The organism is Williamsia sterculiae (assembly GCF_900156495.1).
Classification (GTDB): domain Bacteria; phylum Actinomycetota; class Actinomycetes; order Mycobacteriales; family Mycobacteriaceae; genus Williamsia_B; species Williamsia_B sterculiae.
Map to the genome: position 1 here is coordinate 308,559 of NZ_FTNT01000004.1, position 13,513 is coordinate 322,071.

General features: G+C 65.7%; 16 protein-coding genes and 1 pseudogene. 11 read left to right on the forward strand and 6 right to left on the reverse strand.

What is annotated here, in order from left to right; all coding sequences use genetic code 11:
* Positions 1-9 precede the first annotated feature (9 nt).
* The 6 genes from nuoI to nuoN are packed head-to-tail and all read left to right on the forward strand — an operon-like array spanning position 10 to position 6,608.
* Entirely contained in the window at positions 10-507 is a 498-nt protein-coding gene (nuoI, locus tag BW971_RS09390; RefSeq protein ID WP_407701209.1) for an NADH-quinone oxidoreductase subunit NuoI, read from the forward strand.
* Positions 504-1,286, forward strand: a complete 783-nt coding sequence (locus BW971_RS09395) for an NADH-quinone oxidoreductase subunit J (protein WP_076478800.1) — start codon at positions 504-506, stop codon at positions 1,284-1,286. Before nuoI ends, BW971_RS09395 begins: the two co-directional genes overlap by 4 nt.
* A complete protein-coding gene (gene nuoK / locus BW971_RS09400) occupies positions 1,283-1,582 on the forward strand; it encodes an NADH-quinone oxidoreductase subunit NuoK (protein ID WP_076478802.1) in 300 nt (99 codons plus the stop codon). The genes BW971_RS09395 and nuoK overlap by 4 nt, the downstream gene beginning before the upstream one ends.
* Position 1,583: 1 nt before the next feature.
* Positions 1,584-3,470: an NADH-quinone oxidoreductase subunit L gene (nuoL, locus tag BW971_RS09405; RefSeq protein WP_076478804.1), complete on the forward strand. Its 1,887-nt coding sequence runs from the start codon at positions 1,584-1,586 to the stop codon at positions 3,468-3,470.
* Positions 3,471-3,474: 4 nt separating this feature from the next.
* Positions 3,475-5,010 carry an NADH-quinone oxidoreductase subunit M gene (locus tag BW971_RS09410; RefSeq protein ID WP_076478806.1) on the forward strand — a complete coding sequence of 512 codons (1,536 nt, stop codon included), beginning with the start codon at positions 3,475-3,477 and terminating at the stop codon, positions 5,008-5,010.
* Positions 5,007-6,608 carry an NADH-quinone oxidoreductase subunit NuoN gene (nuoN, locus tag BW971_RS09415; protein ID WP_076478808.1) on the forward strand — a complete coding sequence of 534 codons (1,602 nt, stop codon included), beginning with the start codon at positions 5,007-5,009 and terminating at the stop codon, positions 6,606-6,608. Before BW971_RS09410 ends, nuoN begins: the two co-directional genes overlap by 4 nt.
* A 180-nt stretch (positions 6,609-6,788) precedes the next feature.
* On the opposite strand, the gene BW971_RS09420 is transcribed toward nuoN, so the two are convergent.
* Positions 6,789-7,964 carry an HNH endonuclease signature motif containing protein gene (locus BW971_RS09420; RefSeq protein WP_083709579.1) on the reverse strand — a complete coding sequence of 392 codons (1,176 nt, stop codon included), beginning with the start codon at positions 7,962-7,964 and terminating at the stop codon, positions 6,789-6,791.
* Positions 7,965-8,538: 574 nt separating this feature from the next.
* Between BW971_RS09420 and BW971_RS09425 the strand changes: the two genes are divergently transcribed.
* Together BW971_RS09425 and BW971_RS09430 are read left to right on the forward strand one after the other, a co-directional pair.
* Positions 8,539-8,985 carry a GNAT family N-acetyltransferase gene (locus BW971_RS09425; RefSeq protein WP_234974317.1) on the forward strand — a complete coding sequence of 149 codons (447 nt, stop codon included), beginning with the start codon at positions 8,539-8,541 and terminating at the stop codon, positions 8,983-8,985.
* A gap of 103 nt (positions 8,986-9,088) precedes the next feature.
* Complete coding sequence (locus BW971_RS09430) at positions 9,089-9,466, forward strand: hypothetical protein (RefSeq protein WP_076478812.1); 378 nt, start codon at positions 9,089-9,091, stop codon at positions 9,464-9,466.
* A 26-nt stretch (positions 9,467-9,492) separates the two neighbouring features.
* Here the strand turns inward: BW971_RS09430 and BW971_RS09435 are convergent, their stop codons facing one another.
* Entirely contained in the window at positions 9,493-10,065 is a 573-nt protein-coding gene (locus BW971_RS09435; RefSeq protein WP_076478814.1) for a helix-turn-helix domain-containing protein, read from the reverse strand.
* Positions 10,066-10,163: 98 nt separating this feature from the next.
* On the opposite strand from BW971_RS09435, the gene BW971_RS09440 reads away from it, so the two are divergent.
* Positions 10,164-10,799, forward strand: coding sequence for a class I SAM-dependent methyltransferase (locus tag BW971_RS09440; protein ID WP_076478944.1), 636 nt, complete (start codon positions 10,164-10,166; stop codon positions 10,797-10,799).
* Positions 10,800-11,015: 216 nt separating this feature from the next.
* Here BW971_RS09440 and BW971_RS09445 read toward each other — a convergent pair whose 3' ends face one another.
* Positions 11,016-11,654, reverse strand: coding sequence for an NYN domain-containing protein (locus tag BW971_RS09445; RefSeq protein WP_083709581.1), 639 nt, complete (start codon positions 11,652-11,654; stop codon positions 11,016-11,018).
* Between the two features lie 283 nt (positions 11,655-11,937).
* Here BW971_RS09445 and BW971_RS09450 point away from each other — a divergent pair, with 283 nt between their 5' ends.
* Both BW971_RS09450 and BW971_RS09455 read left to right on the forward strand, forming a co-directional pair.
* Positions 11,938-12,234, forward strand: coding sequence for a hypothetical protein (locus BW971_RS09450; RefSeq protein ID WP_200799393.1), 297 nt, complete (start codon positions 11,938-11,940; stop codon positions 12,232-12,234).
* Positions 12,235-12,281: 47 nt separating this feature from the next.
* Positions 12,282-12,482: a hypothetical protein gene (locus BW971_RS09455; RefSeq protein WP_076478819.1), complete on the forward strand. Its 201-nt coding sequence runs from the start codon at positions 12,282-12,284 to the stop codon at positions 12,480-12,482.
* Between the two features lie 2 nt (positions 12,483-12,484).
* Here the strand turns inward: BW971_RS09455 and BW971_RS09460 are convergent, their stop codons facing one another.
* The 3 genes and pseudogenes from BW971_RS09460 to BW971_RS21465 form a co-directional block, all read right to left on the reverse strand.
* Positions 12,485-12,754, reverse strand: a complete 270-nt coding sequence (locus tag BW971_RS09460; protein WP_076478821.1) for a hypothetical protein — start codon at positions 12,752-12,754, stop codon at positions 12,485-12,487.
* Positions 12,755-12,893: 139 nt separating this feature from the next.
* Positions 12,894-13,136, reverse strand: coding sequence for a DUF7302 family protein (locus BW971_RS09465; protein ID WP_456119719.1), 243 nt, complete (start codon positions 13,134-13,136; stop codon positions 12,894-12,896).
* A 5-nt stretch (positions 13,137-13,141) separates the two neighbouring features.
* Positions 13,142-13,513: pseudogene (locus tag BW971_RS21465) on the reverse strand (hypothetical protein); the annotation flags it as partial.

The following is a 13,513-nucleotide window of genomic DNA, read 5'->3' on the forward strand; positions in this document are numbered from 1 at the left end:
CTGCGGTCGATGTTCGCGAAGAAATCGACGGAGTTCTATCCCGAGCAGAAGGTACCGACCGCACCGCGGTATCACGGCCGTCACCAGCTCAACCGGTACCCCGACGGCCTGGAGAAGTGCATCGGATGCGAACTGTGCGCGTGGTCGTGTCCCGCCGACGCGATCTACGTCGAGGGCGCCGACAACACCGAGCGGCAACGATTCTCACCCGGCGAGCGGTACGGACACGTGTACCAGATCAACTATCTGCGGTGCATCGGGTGTGGTTTGTGCATCGAGGCGTGTCCCACCCGGGCTCTGACCATGACCAACGACTACGAGATGGCCGACGACAACCGTTCGGATCTGATCTACGACAAGGACAAGTTGTTGGCGCCGTTGCTCCCCGGCATGACGCAACCGCCACACGAGATGCTGCCCGGGACCACGAGCACCGACTACTACCTGGGTAATCTGACCGTGCCGCCCCGTTCGACCGAAGCCGCCGACGGGCCGGTGTCCCGATGACGGCGGTCACGCTGGCGGCCGATGCCGCGGCTCGGACCTCGACGGCCGAAGCAGTCCAGTTCTGGGTGTTGGCGGTGGTCGCTGTGTTCGGTGCGCTGGGCGTGATCACGGCGACCAAGGCGGTGTATTCCGCACTGTTCCTGGCCATCACGATGATCGTGGTGGCCATGTTCTACATCGCGCAGGGCGCCGTGTTCCTCGGCGTGGCGCAGGTGGTGGTCTACACCGGTGCGGTGATGATGCTGTTCCTGTTCGTGCTGATGCTGGTCGGGGTGCACTCGGCCGACTCGTTGGCCGAGACCCTGCGCGGTCAGCGGATCGCCGCACTGGTCGCCGCCGTCGGGTTCGGGGTGATGCTGATCGCCGGCATCGGGAACGCCACGGTGACGGCGGTCGGACCGAGCCCGGCCGCACCGGGTCGCCCGGTTCCCACCGCCGACGTCGAGGGTCTGGCCGAGCTGATCTTCATCCGCTACCTGTGGGCGTTCGAGCTGACCGGCGCCCTGCTCATCACCGCGACCATCGGAGCGATGGTGCTGGCCCATCGCGAGCAGGTGGGAACGCGGAACACCCAGCGCCAGCAGTCCCGGGACCGCTTCATCCACGGTCGCCGAGCCACCCCGATGCCGAATCCGGGCGTCTACGCCCGACACAACGCGGTCGACATGCCCGCCCTGCTGCCCGATGGGCGACCGGCCGAGTCGTCGGTCATCGGGACGTTGCGGCCACGCGGTGAACGACCGGCGGAGCTGACCCACGATCGGGAGGCCGAACGATGAACGCCGAGAACTATCTCTACGTCGCCGCCCTGCTGTTCGCGATCGGTGCGGCCGGGGTGGTGACGCGTCGGAACGCGATCGTGGTGTTCATGTCGGTGGAGCTGATGCTCAACGCGGTGAATCTGGCCTTCGTCACGTTCGGACGGTTGCACCACAATCTCGACGGCCAGGTTTTCGCGTTCTTCACCATGGTGGTCGCCGCGGCCGAGGTGGTGGTGGGATTGGCCATCATCATGACCATCTTCCGTGCGCGACGGTCGATCTCCGTCGATGACGCCGACCTGCTGAAGCACTGACATGACCGCCGTGGTGATCGCGTTGCCGCTCATCGGCGCGGTGGTGCTGCTGGTGGGCGGACGTCGGACCGACCCGTGGGGCCATCTGGCGGCGTGTGCCATGGCGTTGGCGTCCTTCGGTGTCGCGGTCACCCTGTTCGTACAGATGCTCGGGCGACCGACGGATTCCCGCGGCACGGGTGAGCACCTGTTCAGCTGGATACCCGTCGGCGACCTGCGCATCGACATGGGGTTGCAACTCGACCAGTTGTCGATGTGCTTCGTCCTGTTGATCACGGGCGTCGGGTCACTGATCCACATCTATTCGACCGGGTACATGGCCGATGACCCCGGCCGACGCCGGTTCTTCGCCTACCTCAACCTGTTCCTGGCCGCGATGCTGCTGCTGGTGCTCGCCGACAACTTCCTCGGGCTCTACGTCGGTTGGGAGGGCGTCGGTCTGGCCTCGTACCTGCTCATCGGCTTCTGGCAGGACCGCCCCTCGGCGGCGACCGCGGCCAAGAAGGCGTTCGTGGTGAACCGGGTCGGCGACCTCGGTCTCGCCGTGGGGCTGATGATCATGTTCGCGACCTTCGGGTCGGTGTCGTACGCCGATGTCTTCGGCGGCGTGGACGCGGCGTCGCGGGGAACGGTGACGGCGATCGGACTGATGCTGTTGCTGGCCGCCTGCGGCAAATCCGCGCAGGTGCCGTTGCAGTCCTGGCTGGGTGACGCGATGGCCGGTCCCACGCCGGTGTCGGCCCTGATCCACGCCGCGACCATGGTCACGGCGGGCGTCTATCTGATCACCCGGGCCAACCCCGTCTTCGACGCCGCCCCCGCCGCACAGGCGGCCGTGGTGGCGGTGGGTGCGGTCACCCTGGTGTTCGGCGCGGTGATCGGTTGCGCGAAAGACGACATCAAGAAGGCGCTCGCGGCGTCGACGATGAGCCAGATCGGGTACATGGTGCTCGCCGCCGGACTGGGGCCCGCCGGTTACGCGGTCGCGATCATGCACCTGCTCACCCACGGGTTCTTCAAGGCCGGGCTGTTCCTCGGCGCCGGGTCGGTGATGCACGGCATGGACGACGAGACGGACATGCGCCGGTACGGCGGACTGCGCACGGTCATGCCGATCACCTTCGTGACGTTCGGGCTGGGTTATCTGGCCATCATCGGCGTGCCCCCGTTCTCCGGGTTCTTCTCCAAGGACAAGATCATCGAGGCCGCGTTCGCACACGGCGGCGCCGAAGGTGTGGTGCTGGGGTGCGCCGCGCTGCTCGGCGCCGGGATCACCGCGTTCTACATGACCCGGGTGATGGTGATGACGTTCCTCGGCACGCGGAGATGGCATGACCGGGAGGGGCACCCACCACACCCGCACGAGTCGCCGGCGTCGATGACCGTGCCGATGATCGTGCTGGCCGTCGGATCGGTGGCGGGCGGTTTCCTGCTCTCCTACCGCGGTGCGCTGGCCGACTGGCTCACACCGGTCGTCGGTGCGGAACCGTCGGAGCACCTGGGGATCCCCACATGGGCGCTCACGGTGATCACCCTGGTGGTGGTCGTCATCGGCATCGCAGTGGCCTGGGGGCTCTACGGGCGAGGCGAAATCGCCGACGTGGCGCCGACCGGGCATGCGCTCACCCGGGCGGCCCGCCGGGACCTGTACGGCGACACACTGAACGAGGGTGTGTTCGAGCGACCCGGTCGCCGGTTGGTGGGGGCGCTCGGTGTCGCGGAGACGTCAGGAGTCGACCGTGCCGTCGATGTGATCCCGTCGGCTCTGCGCGCGGCATCGGACCGGTTGCGGCCGCTGCAAACGGGTTTCGTCCGGTCGTATGCGCTGTATGTGCTCAGTGGCGCCGCGGTGGTCGCCGGCGTGATCATGACGAAGAGCGTGTGGTGACGACATGCCTGTGTTGACGTTGCTCTGGGCGGTACCCGCGGTGGGCGCGCTGCTGGTGGCGGCGCTGCCTGCTCGCGCGCCCGCGGTGTCCCGGTTCGTGGCACTGGGTGTCGCACTGGTGACACTCGTGGTGGCCGTCGGTGTCGCAGTCGACTTCGATCGGACCGGTGATCGTTACCAGGAGCTCGAGACCCACCGGTGGATACCGGCCCTCGGAGCCGGGTATCGGCTCGGGGTGGACGGCATCGCGGTCGCGCTGATCCTGTTGACCGCAGTGTTGGTGCCGGTGTTGCTGGTGGCTGCCTGGCGGGATACGGACGGTCGTCGGATGCGGGTGTATCTGGCGTTGTTCCTGGCCACGGAAGCCCTGGTGATGGTGTCGTTCACCGCGCTGGACATTCTCCTGTTCTACGTGGTGTTCGAGGCCATGTTGATCCCCATGTATTTCCTCATCGGGACGGGCGGTGGGCCGGACCGGGCGCGCGCCGCGGTGAAATTCCTGCTGTACAACCTGCTCGGTGGGCTGGTGATGCTGGCCGCCGTCATCGGGTTGTACGTGGCGACAGCCCGCGACCTCGGTGCCGGCACCTTCGACTTCCCTCGGGTCGTCACCGCCGTCGCCGACGGCAGTCTGAACCTGGACCCCACGGTGTCCAAGGCACTGTTCCTGGGGTTCATGTTCGCGTTCGCGGTCAAGGCACCGATGTGGCCGCTGCACACCTGGCTTCCCGGTGCGGCCACCGAGGCGACGCCGGCGGTTGCGGTGTTGATGATGGCGGTGGTGGACAAGGTCGGCACGTTCGCGATGTTGCGGTTCTGCCTGCAGTTGTTCCCCGACGCCGCACGGTTCTTCACCCCAGCGATCCTGGTGCTGACCGTGATCGGCATCATCTACGGCGCACTGGTGGCGGTCGCGCAGACCGACATGATGCGGCTGATCGCGTACACGTCGATCTCGCACTTCGGGTTCATCATCCTGGGTATATTCGCGCTCACCAGTCAGGGGCAGGCCGGATCGACGCTGTACATGGTCAATCACGGGATCTCCACGGCGGCACTGATGCTGGTCGCCGGATTTCTGGTGTCACGACGCGGTAGCAAGACCATCGGCGACTACGGCGGAGTGGCTCGCAGCGCACCCAAGTTGGCGGGTGTGTTCCTCATCGCCGGTTTGGCGACGTTGTCGTTGCCCGGCCTGGCCCCGTTCATCAGTGAATTCCTGGTGCTGATAGGCACGTTCACCCGCTACCCGGTGGCCGCGGTATGTGCCGCGATTGCGCTGATCCTGGCCGCGGTGTACGTGCTGTGGCTGTACCAGCGGGTGATGACGGGGCCTACCAATCCCCAGACCGCACGGATCCGCGACCTCGGCGGCCGTGAGTTGCTGGTGGTGACGCCGCTGGTGGTGTTACTGATCGGGCTCGGGGTGTATCCGAAACCGATTCTCGACGTGGTGAACCCGGCCGTCGGGCACACCCTGAGCACCATCGAGCAGCACGATCCGGCACCGGCCGTAGCCGAGAACGAAGGTGCGCGATGACCACACCGGGTATCGAATACAGCGCGTTGTCGCCGCAGCTCATCGTGTTCGGCGTCGCGGTCGTCGGCGTGCTGGTGGAGGCATTCGCACCGCGGCGGATTCGCACCACCGGCCAGCCGGTGCTCTCCGTGGTCGGCCTGGTCGCCGCCCTTGTCGCGGTGCTGGCGTCGAGCGGTGACCGCAGAGTGGTGGCGTCGGGAGCGGTTGCGGTCGACGGTCCGGGTCTGTTCTTGCAGGGCATCATCCTGGTGGTCGCGACATTGTCGGTGGTGTTGTTCGCGCAACGTGCCCGGACGGTGGTGCCCGCGCGATCGGTGGCGGTGAGCGCCACGGTGGGCGGCGAGGGTGGCGCGTTACAGTCGGATGCGTTCACCGCGCAGGCCTCGACCGTGCCCGGCAGTCCCGCCGAGAAGGCCGCTTCTCGCATCGGGGTGGTGCAGACCGAGGTCTTTCCGCTGCTGATGTTCGCGGTGGGCGGGATGATGTTGTTCGCCGTCAGCAATGACCTGCTGACGATGTTCGTGGCTCTCGAGGTACTGTCGCTGCCGCTGTATCTGCTGTGCGGGCTGGCGCGTCGACGTCGGTTGCAATCGCAGGAAGCTGCGCTCAAGTATTTCCTGCTCGGAGCGTTCTCGTCCGCGATCTTCCTGTTCGGTGTGGCCTTCCTGTACGGCTATGCGGGCACGGTGCGTCTCGACGGCATCGCCGCAGTGGTGCGGGACGGCTCGGCCGACACCATGTTCGCGGTGATGGGTGTGGCGCTGGTCGCGGTCGGTCTGCTGTTCAAGGTCGGCGCCGTACCGTTCCATTCGTGGGTGCCCGACGTGTACCAGGGAGCACCCACGCCGGTGACCGCGTTCATGGCCGCGGCGACCAAGGTCGCCGCGTTCGGCGCTCTGTTGCGGGTGCTGGACGTCGCGGTGCCCGGACTGCGCGACGACTGGAGACCCGCGCTCTGGGCGATCGCGATCCTGACCATGGTCATCGGGTCGATCGCGACGCTGAGTCAGCACGACGTGAAGCGGATCCTGGCGTACTCGGCGATCACCCATACCGGGTTCCTGCTGGCCGGCGTGGGCGCGACAACCGCAGACGGGGTCTCGTCGACGATGTTCTACCTCGTGGTCTACGGAGTGAGCACAGTCGGCGCGTTCACCACCATCGGTCTGGTGCGTGATGCGCGCACCGGTGACGCCTCGGTGGAGGCGTCGGACTTCACCACGTGGACAGGACTCGGCAGACGGTCCCCGCTGGTTGCGGCAGTGTTCGCGTTGTTCTTGCTTGCCCTCGCGGGGATTCCGTTGACCGCCGGGTTCATCGCGAAGTTCGCAGTCTTCTCCGCCGCAGCCGGTGACGGGGGTACGGCCTTGGTGATCGTCGGCGTGTTGTGCAGCGCCATCGCCGCCATTTTCTATGTGCGGGTCATCGTCTTGATGTTCTTGACCGACACCCCCGACGACGCGACCGTCGTGGTCGTCCGCCCGTCGATCGGAACCGCAGCAGTGGTGGGCGTGTGCGCGGTGGCGACCGTCGTGCTGGGCGTGTTCCCGCAGCCGTTGCTCGATCTCGCCATGCGCGCAACGACATTCGTGGGTTGACCTTGGGGAGCACAGCCACACTTTGGAGTTGTCAAGGTACGTGTGCGTCCGCGGGATACGGACGCTGGGTGGGAAGTGTCAGGCAGCGGTGCCGGCTTCTTGTGGGTCGAGTCGCAGGGTCCGTCGGTTGTGGGGGGGTCGGGGTCGGCATTGTGGGTCGACGGTTGCGGGTGGGATGCGTCAGGGGTGGCGGTCGTGGCCGATGATCACGTCCCATCCCTGGTGGTGCACGGCGGTGTGGCAGGACCGGCAGAGTAGGGATCCGTTGTCGAGGATGGTCGGGCCGCCGTCGGCGTGGTGGACGATGTGGTGGCAGTCGGTCCAGGAGGCGGGTGCACCGCATTTCACGCAGCACTGATCACGCACGATGATCGCCTTACGTACCGCGCCGGTGAACAAGCGTTTGGTCGCTGAGACGGCGGTGGGTACACCGTGGTGGTCGAGGTCAACCCGGGTGATCCCGGCATCACACCCGGCCAACTTGGCTGCCCGGTCGGAGATGGACCCCAACCATCCCAGGCGTGCGGTGCTTCTGTCGGCGACTGGCACGGTCACCACGACTTCGGTCCTGGGTGCTCTCACGGCCGCGTCGTCGGCGGCGGCGCGGGCCGCGCAGTCCAGTAGTTGCCCGAAGGCGTCGGCGCGACGCCTGCCCGCGGATCGTGGGTCGGGTGTGCCGTCGGGTAGGGGTCGTGGTCGTGATGCGGTGTCGACCGCGCAGATCAACCGTTCCCCGGTGGGAACATCCAGATCGAAGGTGCCCTGCAGGCGTCCGTCGTCACTCTGATGCCAGCTCATCTCGTTCACTGTGGCGTCCTCGGCGGCCGGTATCCCCTCATCGTCGGGTGCGGCCTCGATCGCCACCGCACGCGCCAGAGCCATCAGTTCCGCGGGACTGGCACCGGAGATCGCCTGACCGACCAATGTGGTCTGCAGATCGACGATCGCCTCCGAGCCGACCGGCTGCTTGGTACGCGTGCGGGTGCTCACGTGGGCGACCCCGCGCACCACCGCGTCGACGTGTTCACCGGACAGGAACCCGTTGCTGCTGTACCGCTGCAGTGACGGCAACTCGCTCAATGCCCGCCCCACCCGCAGACACCTGCCGGCTGCGACCGGGGCCAGCCCATTGGCCACCAACAGTTCCCGCGCCGTCATCCCGGACCGCTTCGCGACACCGACCCGCTCGGCCTGCGCCGCGAGCACCGCCAACACATGATCGGTGACCGCCCGCAACCGCACCGCACCACCGATCGCGTCAATGATGTCTGCATCTGTGTCGTCAGCTACCCGACCATCCGCAGTGAACGCATCGACCAGCTGATCACCGATGTCGGCCAACATCTTTGCGTCCATACAGTTCACCCCCTATCCACAATGATCATGCATACCTGTTGCGCCACTGCGTGTCTCGTGACTACGTGGATCTAGCCCTTCATACCCATTCGACGTATTCGCACCCCAGTTGGTTCCACGAATGCCGGCTTTCGTTCGATCGACTTTTGAGCTGTGGGATGTGGTCTCGTTCGCGAGCACCACGTGGAGTGGTTCCGACGTGATCATTCATGCGAAGTGAAGCGCTGGACCCGAAAAAGCCACATCTGATCGTCGAGGAATCGTCATCGCAGTCTCGTCGGCCCAGGGGGCTGCAAACCCCACTGCCCGGCCGGTACCGCCTATAGTACATACATTCGATTCGACTGTCATCGCTCACCCTCGCGCACCGGTGCGCGCCGGGTATCCGGTGAAGAATCTTCCTCCTTCGCAACCATGTCATATGGCGCGCTGGACTTTTCGGCCACATGACACCTCCCAACCCACCCATCTCGTCCACGGCATGGCGGTCACGACATCCCGACGGTCCGTTCCCAGGCCACGGCACCACAACAGCATCTGTCGCTTAGGGTGATGTGCTGTGAGGATCGCGCGATTGGGTGTCGAGGACTGGTCCGCGTTCCGGGACTTCCGGATCGACGGTTTACGCGAATCCCCAGAGTCCTTCGCATCGACACTGTCGGATGTGTTGCTGCGGACGGACCAATCGTGGCGGGATCAGCTCGGCAGACTACGCGACCCGCAGGGCATCGCGCTGATTGCGTGTGACGCCGACGGCGCATGGGTCGGGACGATGCGTGCTGCGGTAACAGACGGCCAAGCCTGGGTCCACGGTGTGTACGTCGTACCCGCTGCGCGTGGAGGCGGTGTGGCGGCAGCCCTGATGTCAGAGCTTCTGGCCTGGGCTGTAGATCACGCCTCGGTGGCGATGTTGCATGTCGTCGAGAGCAATGTGCGCGCCCGTCGCTTCTACGAAAGCTTCGGATTCACCCCCGTGGGAGTCGACGGCCGCGAGATCGAGATGCGCCGCGTGCTGTCGTGACCGTGTACGCCCTGGTCCTCGCAGGGATACGCGGTGACATCGGCCGCTGGAGGATCCCGCGCGCGGCCACTCAACCACCACCGACCCGGATACAGTTCTGTCCATGAACGGTGCAACCCCACCTCGGGTATTGGTGGTCGGACTCGATCCGCACCGCGTACCCGGACCGTGGGATCCGGAGCCGGTCGCCGACGCGATCCGAGCAGGATTGCGCACCTTCGCCGAACATGGCATCGGAGTTCAGACCTGCCTGTTCGGACTCGACGGTGGCGACGACGTGCGAGCGCTCGTCACCGACGCACTGCGGTCGCATTCGTGGGAATGCGTGACCGTGGGAGGTGGTCTCCGACACTCGGACGATCAGGTGGAGCTGCTCGAGCTGATCGTGAACCTGATCCGGCAGTACGCCCCCACGGCCGCCATCGCGTTCAACAGCAATCCGGCGACCACCTACGAGGCCGCAGCACGTTGGCTCCGGTGACCACAGCACGGACAGCCCCCATGCGCTCACCCACCGCGCGCACGCAGGTGTGCACGCTCCCCCTGACGTCCGAACAGGATGAGCAACTCGGCAGGTTGATCGCCGTCGGCCCCCAGCCAGTGTGGGATGTGGGTGTCGAATTCCGCTGCCTCGCCTGACTTCAGGACGGTCGACTCGTCACCGAGCACGAGCCGCAGACGCCCCGACAACACATACAGCCACTCGAATCCCGCGTGAGACTGCAACTCCGGTCGCACATTCGGTCGCGGAGGTATCAGTAGCTTGTGCGCCTGCACGCCACCCGGTGTGCTGAGCGGGATGTAGGTCATCCCGTCCCGGGACACCGGCTTCAGGTGGATTCGTGGGTCACCGGTCCGTGGTGCCCCGACCAGCTCGTCCAACGGAATCGCGTAGACCTCGGCGAGTGGCAGCAGCATCTCGAGGGTCGGTTTGCGGGCTCCGCCCTCCAGGCGCGACAGCGTGCTCGCGTTGATCCCGGTCCTCTCCGCGAGGTCGGCCAGCGTCAGGCCGCGTCGGGTGCGCAGTTCCCGCAACCGCGGGCCCACCGTGGCCAACCTGTCCCGCCTCTCGTCTCCCATGCAGCAGAGCATGCTGAAACAGCATGTGTTCTTGCAACAACGTTGCACATCCCCGCAGCGTGGAACCGTTCGTGACCACCGACGAGAGGATCCCCCTCATGTCCCCGACAACCGACAACTCGACCGACTTCTGGGAGACCTTCTACGCCGGTCTCGACGAGCCGACGGGTCTCCGCCCGAATCCGGTGCTGACCGACGTGATGGGCACCACTGCACCGCATCCGTCCACCGCCCTCGACCTCGGGTGCGGGCACGGAGGCGATGCGGTCTGGATGGCCTCGCAGGGGTGGGAGGTCACCGCCGTCGACGTATCCGCCACCGCTCTCTCCCGCGTCACGGCAGCCGCGGAACGGGCGGGTGTCGGCGACCGCGTGCACACCCGGAGGCACGATCTGGGCGAAGACTTTCCCGACGGTCGATACGGCCTGGTCAGCGCCTGCTACTTTCACACACCGATCGACATCCCCCGCCAGCAGATCCTGCGCCGCGCGGCGGAGGCGGTCGCGTGCGGCGGCCTGCTGCTCATCGTGGAACACGCCTCTGTCGCGCCCTGGTCATGGAACAAGGACGACGACGTGCGGTTCCCGACACCCGACGAGACGCTCGCGAGTCTGCGCCTCGCCGAGGACTGGACGGTGGAGCGCTGCGACGCACCGCAGCGGGAGGCCACCGGTCCCCAAGGACAACGAGCCATTGTCACCGACAACATCGTGGCCGTGCGCCGGACACGTTGACATACAGAAGACCCCCCACCCGACGTTGCGGGTGAGGGGCTTCCGTGGCGGTGGCGGGGGGATTCGAACCCTAATCGGCGTTGCTGGTCAAGCTACGAAACCTGATCTGAGCTGGTCTTTATGTCGATCCTGCGTCACCCCAGATCACCCAGGATCGTGGGCAAGTGTGGGCAAGATGTGGGCACCTGAAGGCATAACCCACCTCGGCAACAGTCGCTACCCGAAGTAGCCATCTTGGCGAGTGTCACGGAAGTCATCTTCTGAGAGGTAATGACAGAAGGGTCTCTTGCGTCCCAGTTCCAACTCCTCCCGTACGTAGAGCGGATAGCAGCCCGAGGCCCCCCAGGTTGCCACCTCTACGTGCATCGGCGTGTCATACAGCACGTACTCCACCGCAGGAAGCAAATCCGTATCCGAAGACACGACAACCAGGGCATCAAAGCTGGTCCCGAGAGCTGCGGCGATGAGGTCTGTAGCCAACCAAACGTCTATTCCCTTTTCGCGCGCACGGAACGTTCCGTCATCCTCGAAGTCGTACCGCAACTCACGTGCGCGCAGCTTGCACGCCGCCTGGCGCTCCCATAGTGAGCGGAACTTATCGAAGTAACTCGCCATTCTTGGCTGATGCTCTGTTGACGGCCGCCCTCGGTAGACATAGACCTTGCCGAGCGTCGATGGCCGCTGACGTCGCGCGCACACCCGTTTCGCAAGCTCAACGGGATCAACCATTCCCTCGTGCGCCTCGGCGCCATAGTCGAGAAACGCACTCCGTGCCGACCGCCGGACGTTCTCGTAGTCGATGAAGACACCGATTCGTTCGGCTTGCCTTCGTGGCATGTTAGCGGGGGACGCCATTGTCGCCTCTCGTAGCGTAAAAAATCCCCACCAATCCCCCGGAGGGGACGGTGGGGAGCAATGACTACAAGCTAGAGAACCTAACGCGGGTGCGCAACTCTTTCGCTGAAAGCGAACCACATGCAAGCGTCCCGCTGCAGTTCACGGGTTCAGTACAACCTCAGACGGGGCGTACGGGGCTCCCCGCGTTGTGCACCAACCTATTATCGAACTTGTGTTCGATGGATGGTTAGCTGTGGGGACATTGCGGGTATTGGACCCACCACGACCTGTGCTGGTGGAGATGCGGATCGTGGACCCCGGTGCAGGCGTCGAGCACGACGACTCACCGTTCGTGCTCGAAGGGGTGGCCCTGCGCCCGTACATGCCCGGTTTGCAGCACGCCTGGCTGCGGTTGCGCAACGGGCTGTGGCGGGCCGTCGTCACCGTGCGGGTCAGCTCGTCCTCCGGGACGTCGCATGCAGATGTCACCCTGTGGGTGCCACCGGCTGCTCTGACCCTCAGCGGCTCCCCAGACACCGCGGCGTCCTATGACCTGTGCAGCGGGCCCGAGCTATACAGACGCAACGCGGAACCGTGACGTCGAGGACCGCTGCGAACGGGTGAAACGGTGACATAGTCGTTCACATGCCCACCGTGAAGAATGTCAAGCTCCTGCTTTCCGACGGCCGCGATTTTGAGTACCCCTCGGCGCAGGTGACAGTTCAAGAGAGCGGTGTGCTGCGGCTGGAGGTCGATGGCATGGTCTCGCTATACAGCGCGAGCGGGTGGGCGTGCCTAACGCACGACGCGCCACAGCGCGGCACGACCGTCCGCCGGCTCCGCTGAAGTCACGCGCCAGGTTCGGACTCCGCTGACTTGCGGAACCGGGAGGGGTCGAACGGGAGCACCTTCGGGTCCGGCACCGGCGGCTTCGTGTCTCTCAGTGCCCGCAACCGGACGATCTCGGCCTTCACACGCTCGAGCTGGCCGTTCATGTTCCCCCGCAACTGCGGCGTCGACTCGAACGTCTCCGCCAACAACCGGTAACGGATCTCAGCCTCGGCAAGCTCATCACCCGCGGCCATCGCCGCGTTCAGGGTGGCGTAGTTGCTGCGCATCCGTCACCTTCCGGGCCGAGGGGGGTAGGGGGGGTCACACACACATCGGCGTATGCCGTGAGGCGCCGGCGCGATCGGGGGCCTGGGGCACCCCGGCCAGGGGGGTGTCGTGGTGATTGGAGTTGCTGACCGTCTGGGATCAAGGGGTGTCCCATAGTGGTCCGACTTCTTGTTTGAGGGCGGCGGCGATGGACGTCGGTCCTTGGGTGGTGCGTTTCCGTTTCCGGCCTGCCGTCGTCGCTGACGGTTGGGCATCGGGTGGTGTGGGTGGTGGTTGTTCGGCGTCGGGTACGGCCTTGTAGGTGCCGTCGGCGATGAGGCGTTGGGCTTTGTCGTCGGGGACGGTGATCTGGACGGCGGTGTGGGTGTGGCGCAGTCGCATGGTGGTCACCCTTTGTAGGCGAGTGTGATGGGCGCTGAGGTGCTGAGTCCGGGGACCATGTAGTGCATGAGTGCCATCATTCCGTTGTTCTCGTATTGCCCGATCTGGGTGAGGTCGTCGAGCGCGGATGCGGCGGATGGGTTGCGTGACCGGTAGTCGTTGGTGATGGCGGTCCAGTTGTGGGTCAGGGCTTGGGCGAGGATGGCTTGGGCGAGGACCTTGTCGTCTGACCGGAGTGCGTTGGTGTACGCGGTCTGTGCGTCGTCGGGGTCGAGGATGCGGGTGGCTCGGTCTTGTGCGTCGCGGTACGAGACGACGTCGCTGCTGGTGCCGGCGTTGATCCCGAACAGTGTCTTCTCGAGCGCCTCACGCTTGCG

Bases quoted from the DNA above. Each gene is read 5' to 3' on its own strand.
- nuoI (WP_407701209.1), top strand. From the start codon at position 10: ATGTTCGCGAAGAAATCGACGGAGTTCTATCCCGAGCAGAAGGTACCG.
- BW971_RS09395 (WP_076478800.1), top strand. From the start codon at position 504: ATGACGGCGGTCACGCTGGCGGCCGATGCCGCGGCTCGGACCTCGACG.
- nuoK (WP_076478802.1), top strand. From the start codon at position 1,283: ATGAACGCCGAGAACTATCTCTACGTCGCCGCCCTGCTGTTCGCGATC.
- nuoL (WP_076478804.1), top strand. From the start codon at position 1,584: ATGACCGCCGTGGTGATCGCGTTGCCGCTCATCGGCGCGGTGGTGCTG.
- BW971_RS09410 (WP_076478806.1), top strand. From the start codon at position 3,475: ATGCCTGTGTTGACGTTGCTCTGGGCGGTACCCGCGGTGGGCGCGCTG.
- nuoN (WP_076478808.1), top strand. From the start codon at position 5,007: ATGACCACACCGGGTATCGAATACAGCGCGTTGTCGCCGCAGCTCATC.
- BW971_RS09420 (WP_083709579.1), bottom strand. From the start codon at position 7,964: ATGGACGCAAAGATGTTGGCCGACATCGGTGATCAGCTGGTCGATGCG.
- BW971_RS09430 (WP_076478812.1), top strand. From the start codon at position 9,089: ATGAACGGTGCAACCCCACCTCGGGTATTGGTGGTCGGACTCGATCCG.
- BW971_RS09435 (WP_076478814.1), bottom strand. From the start codon at position 10,065: ATGGGAGACGAGAGGCGGGACAGGTTGGCCACGGTGGGCCCGCGGTTG.
- BW971_RS09440 (WP_076478944.1), top strand. From the start codon at position 10,164: ATGTCCCCGACAACCGACAACTCGACCGACTTCTGGGAGACCTTCTAC.
- BW971_RS09445 (WP_083709581.1), bottom strand. From the start codon at position 11,654: ATGGCGTCCCCCGCTAACATGCCACGAAGGCAAGCCGAACGAATCGGT.
- BW971_RS09450 (WP_200799393.1), top strand. From the start codon at position 11,938: ATGCGGATCGTGGACCCCGGTGCAGGCGTCGAGCACGACGACTCACCG.
- BW971_RS09455 (WP_076478819.1), top strand. From the start codon at position 12,282: ATGCCCACCGTGAAGAATGTCAAGCTCCTGCTTTCCGACGGCCGCGAT.
- BW971_RS09460 (WP_076478821.1), bottom strand. From the start codon at position 12,754: ATGCGCAGCAACTACGCCACCCTGAACGCGGCGATGGCCGCGGGTGAT.
- BW971_RS09465 (WP_456119719.1), bottom strand. From the start codon at position 13,136: ATGCGACTGCGCCACACCCACACCGCCGTCCAGATCACCGTCCCCGAC.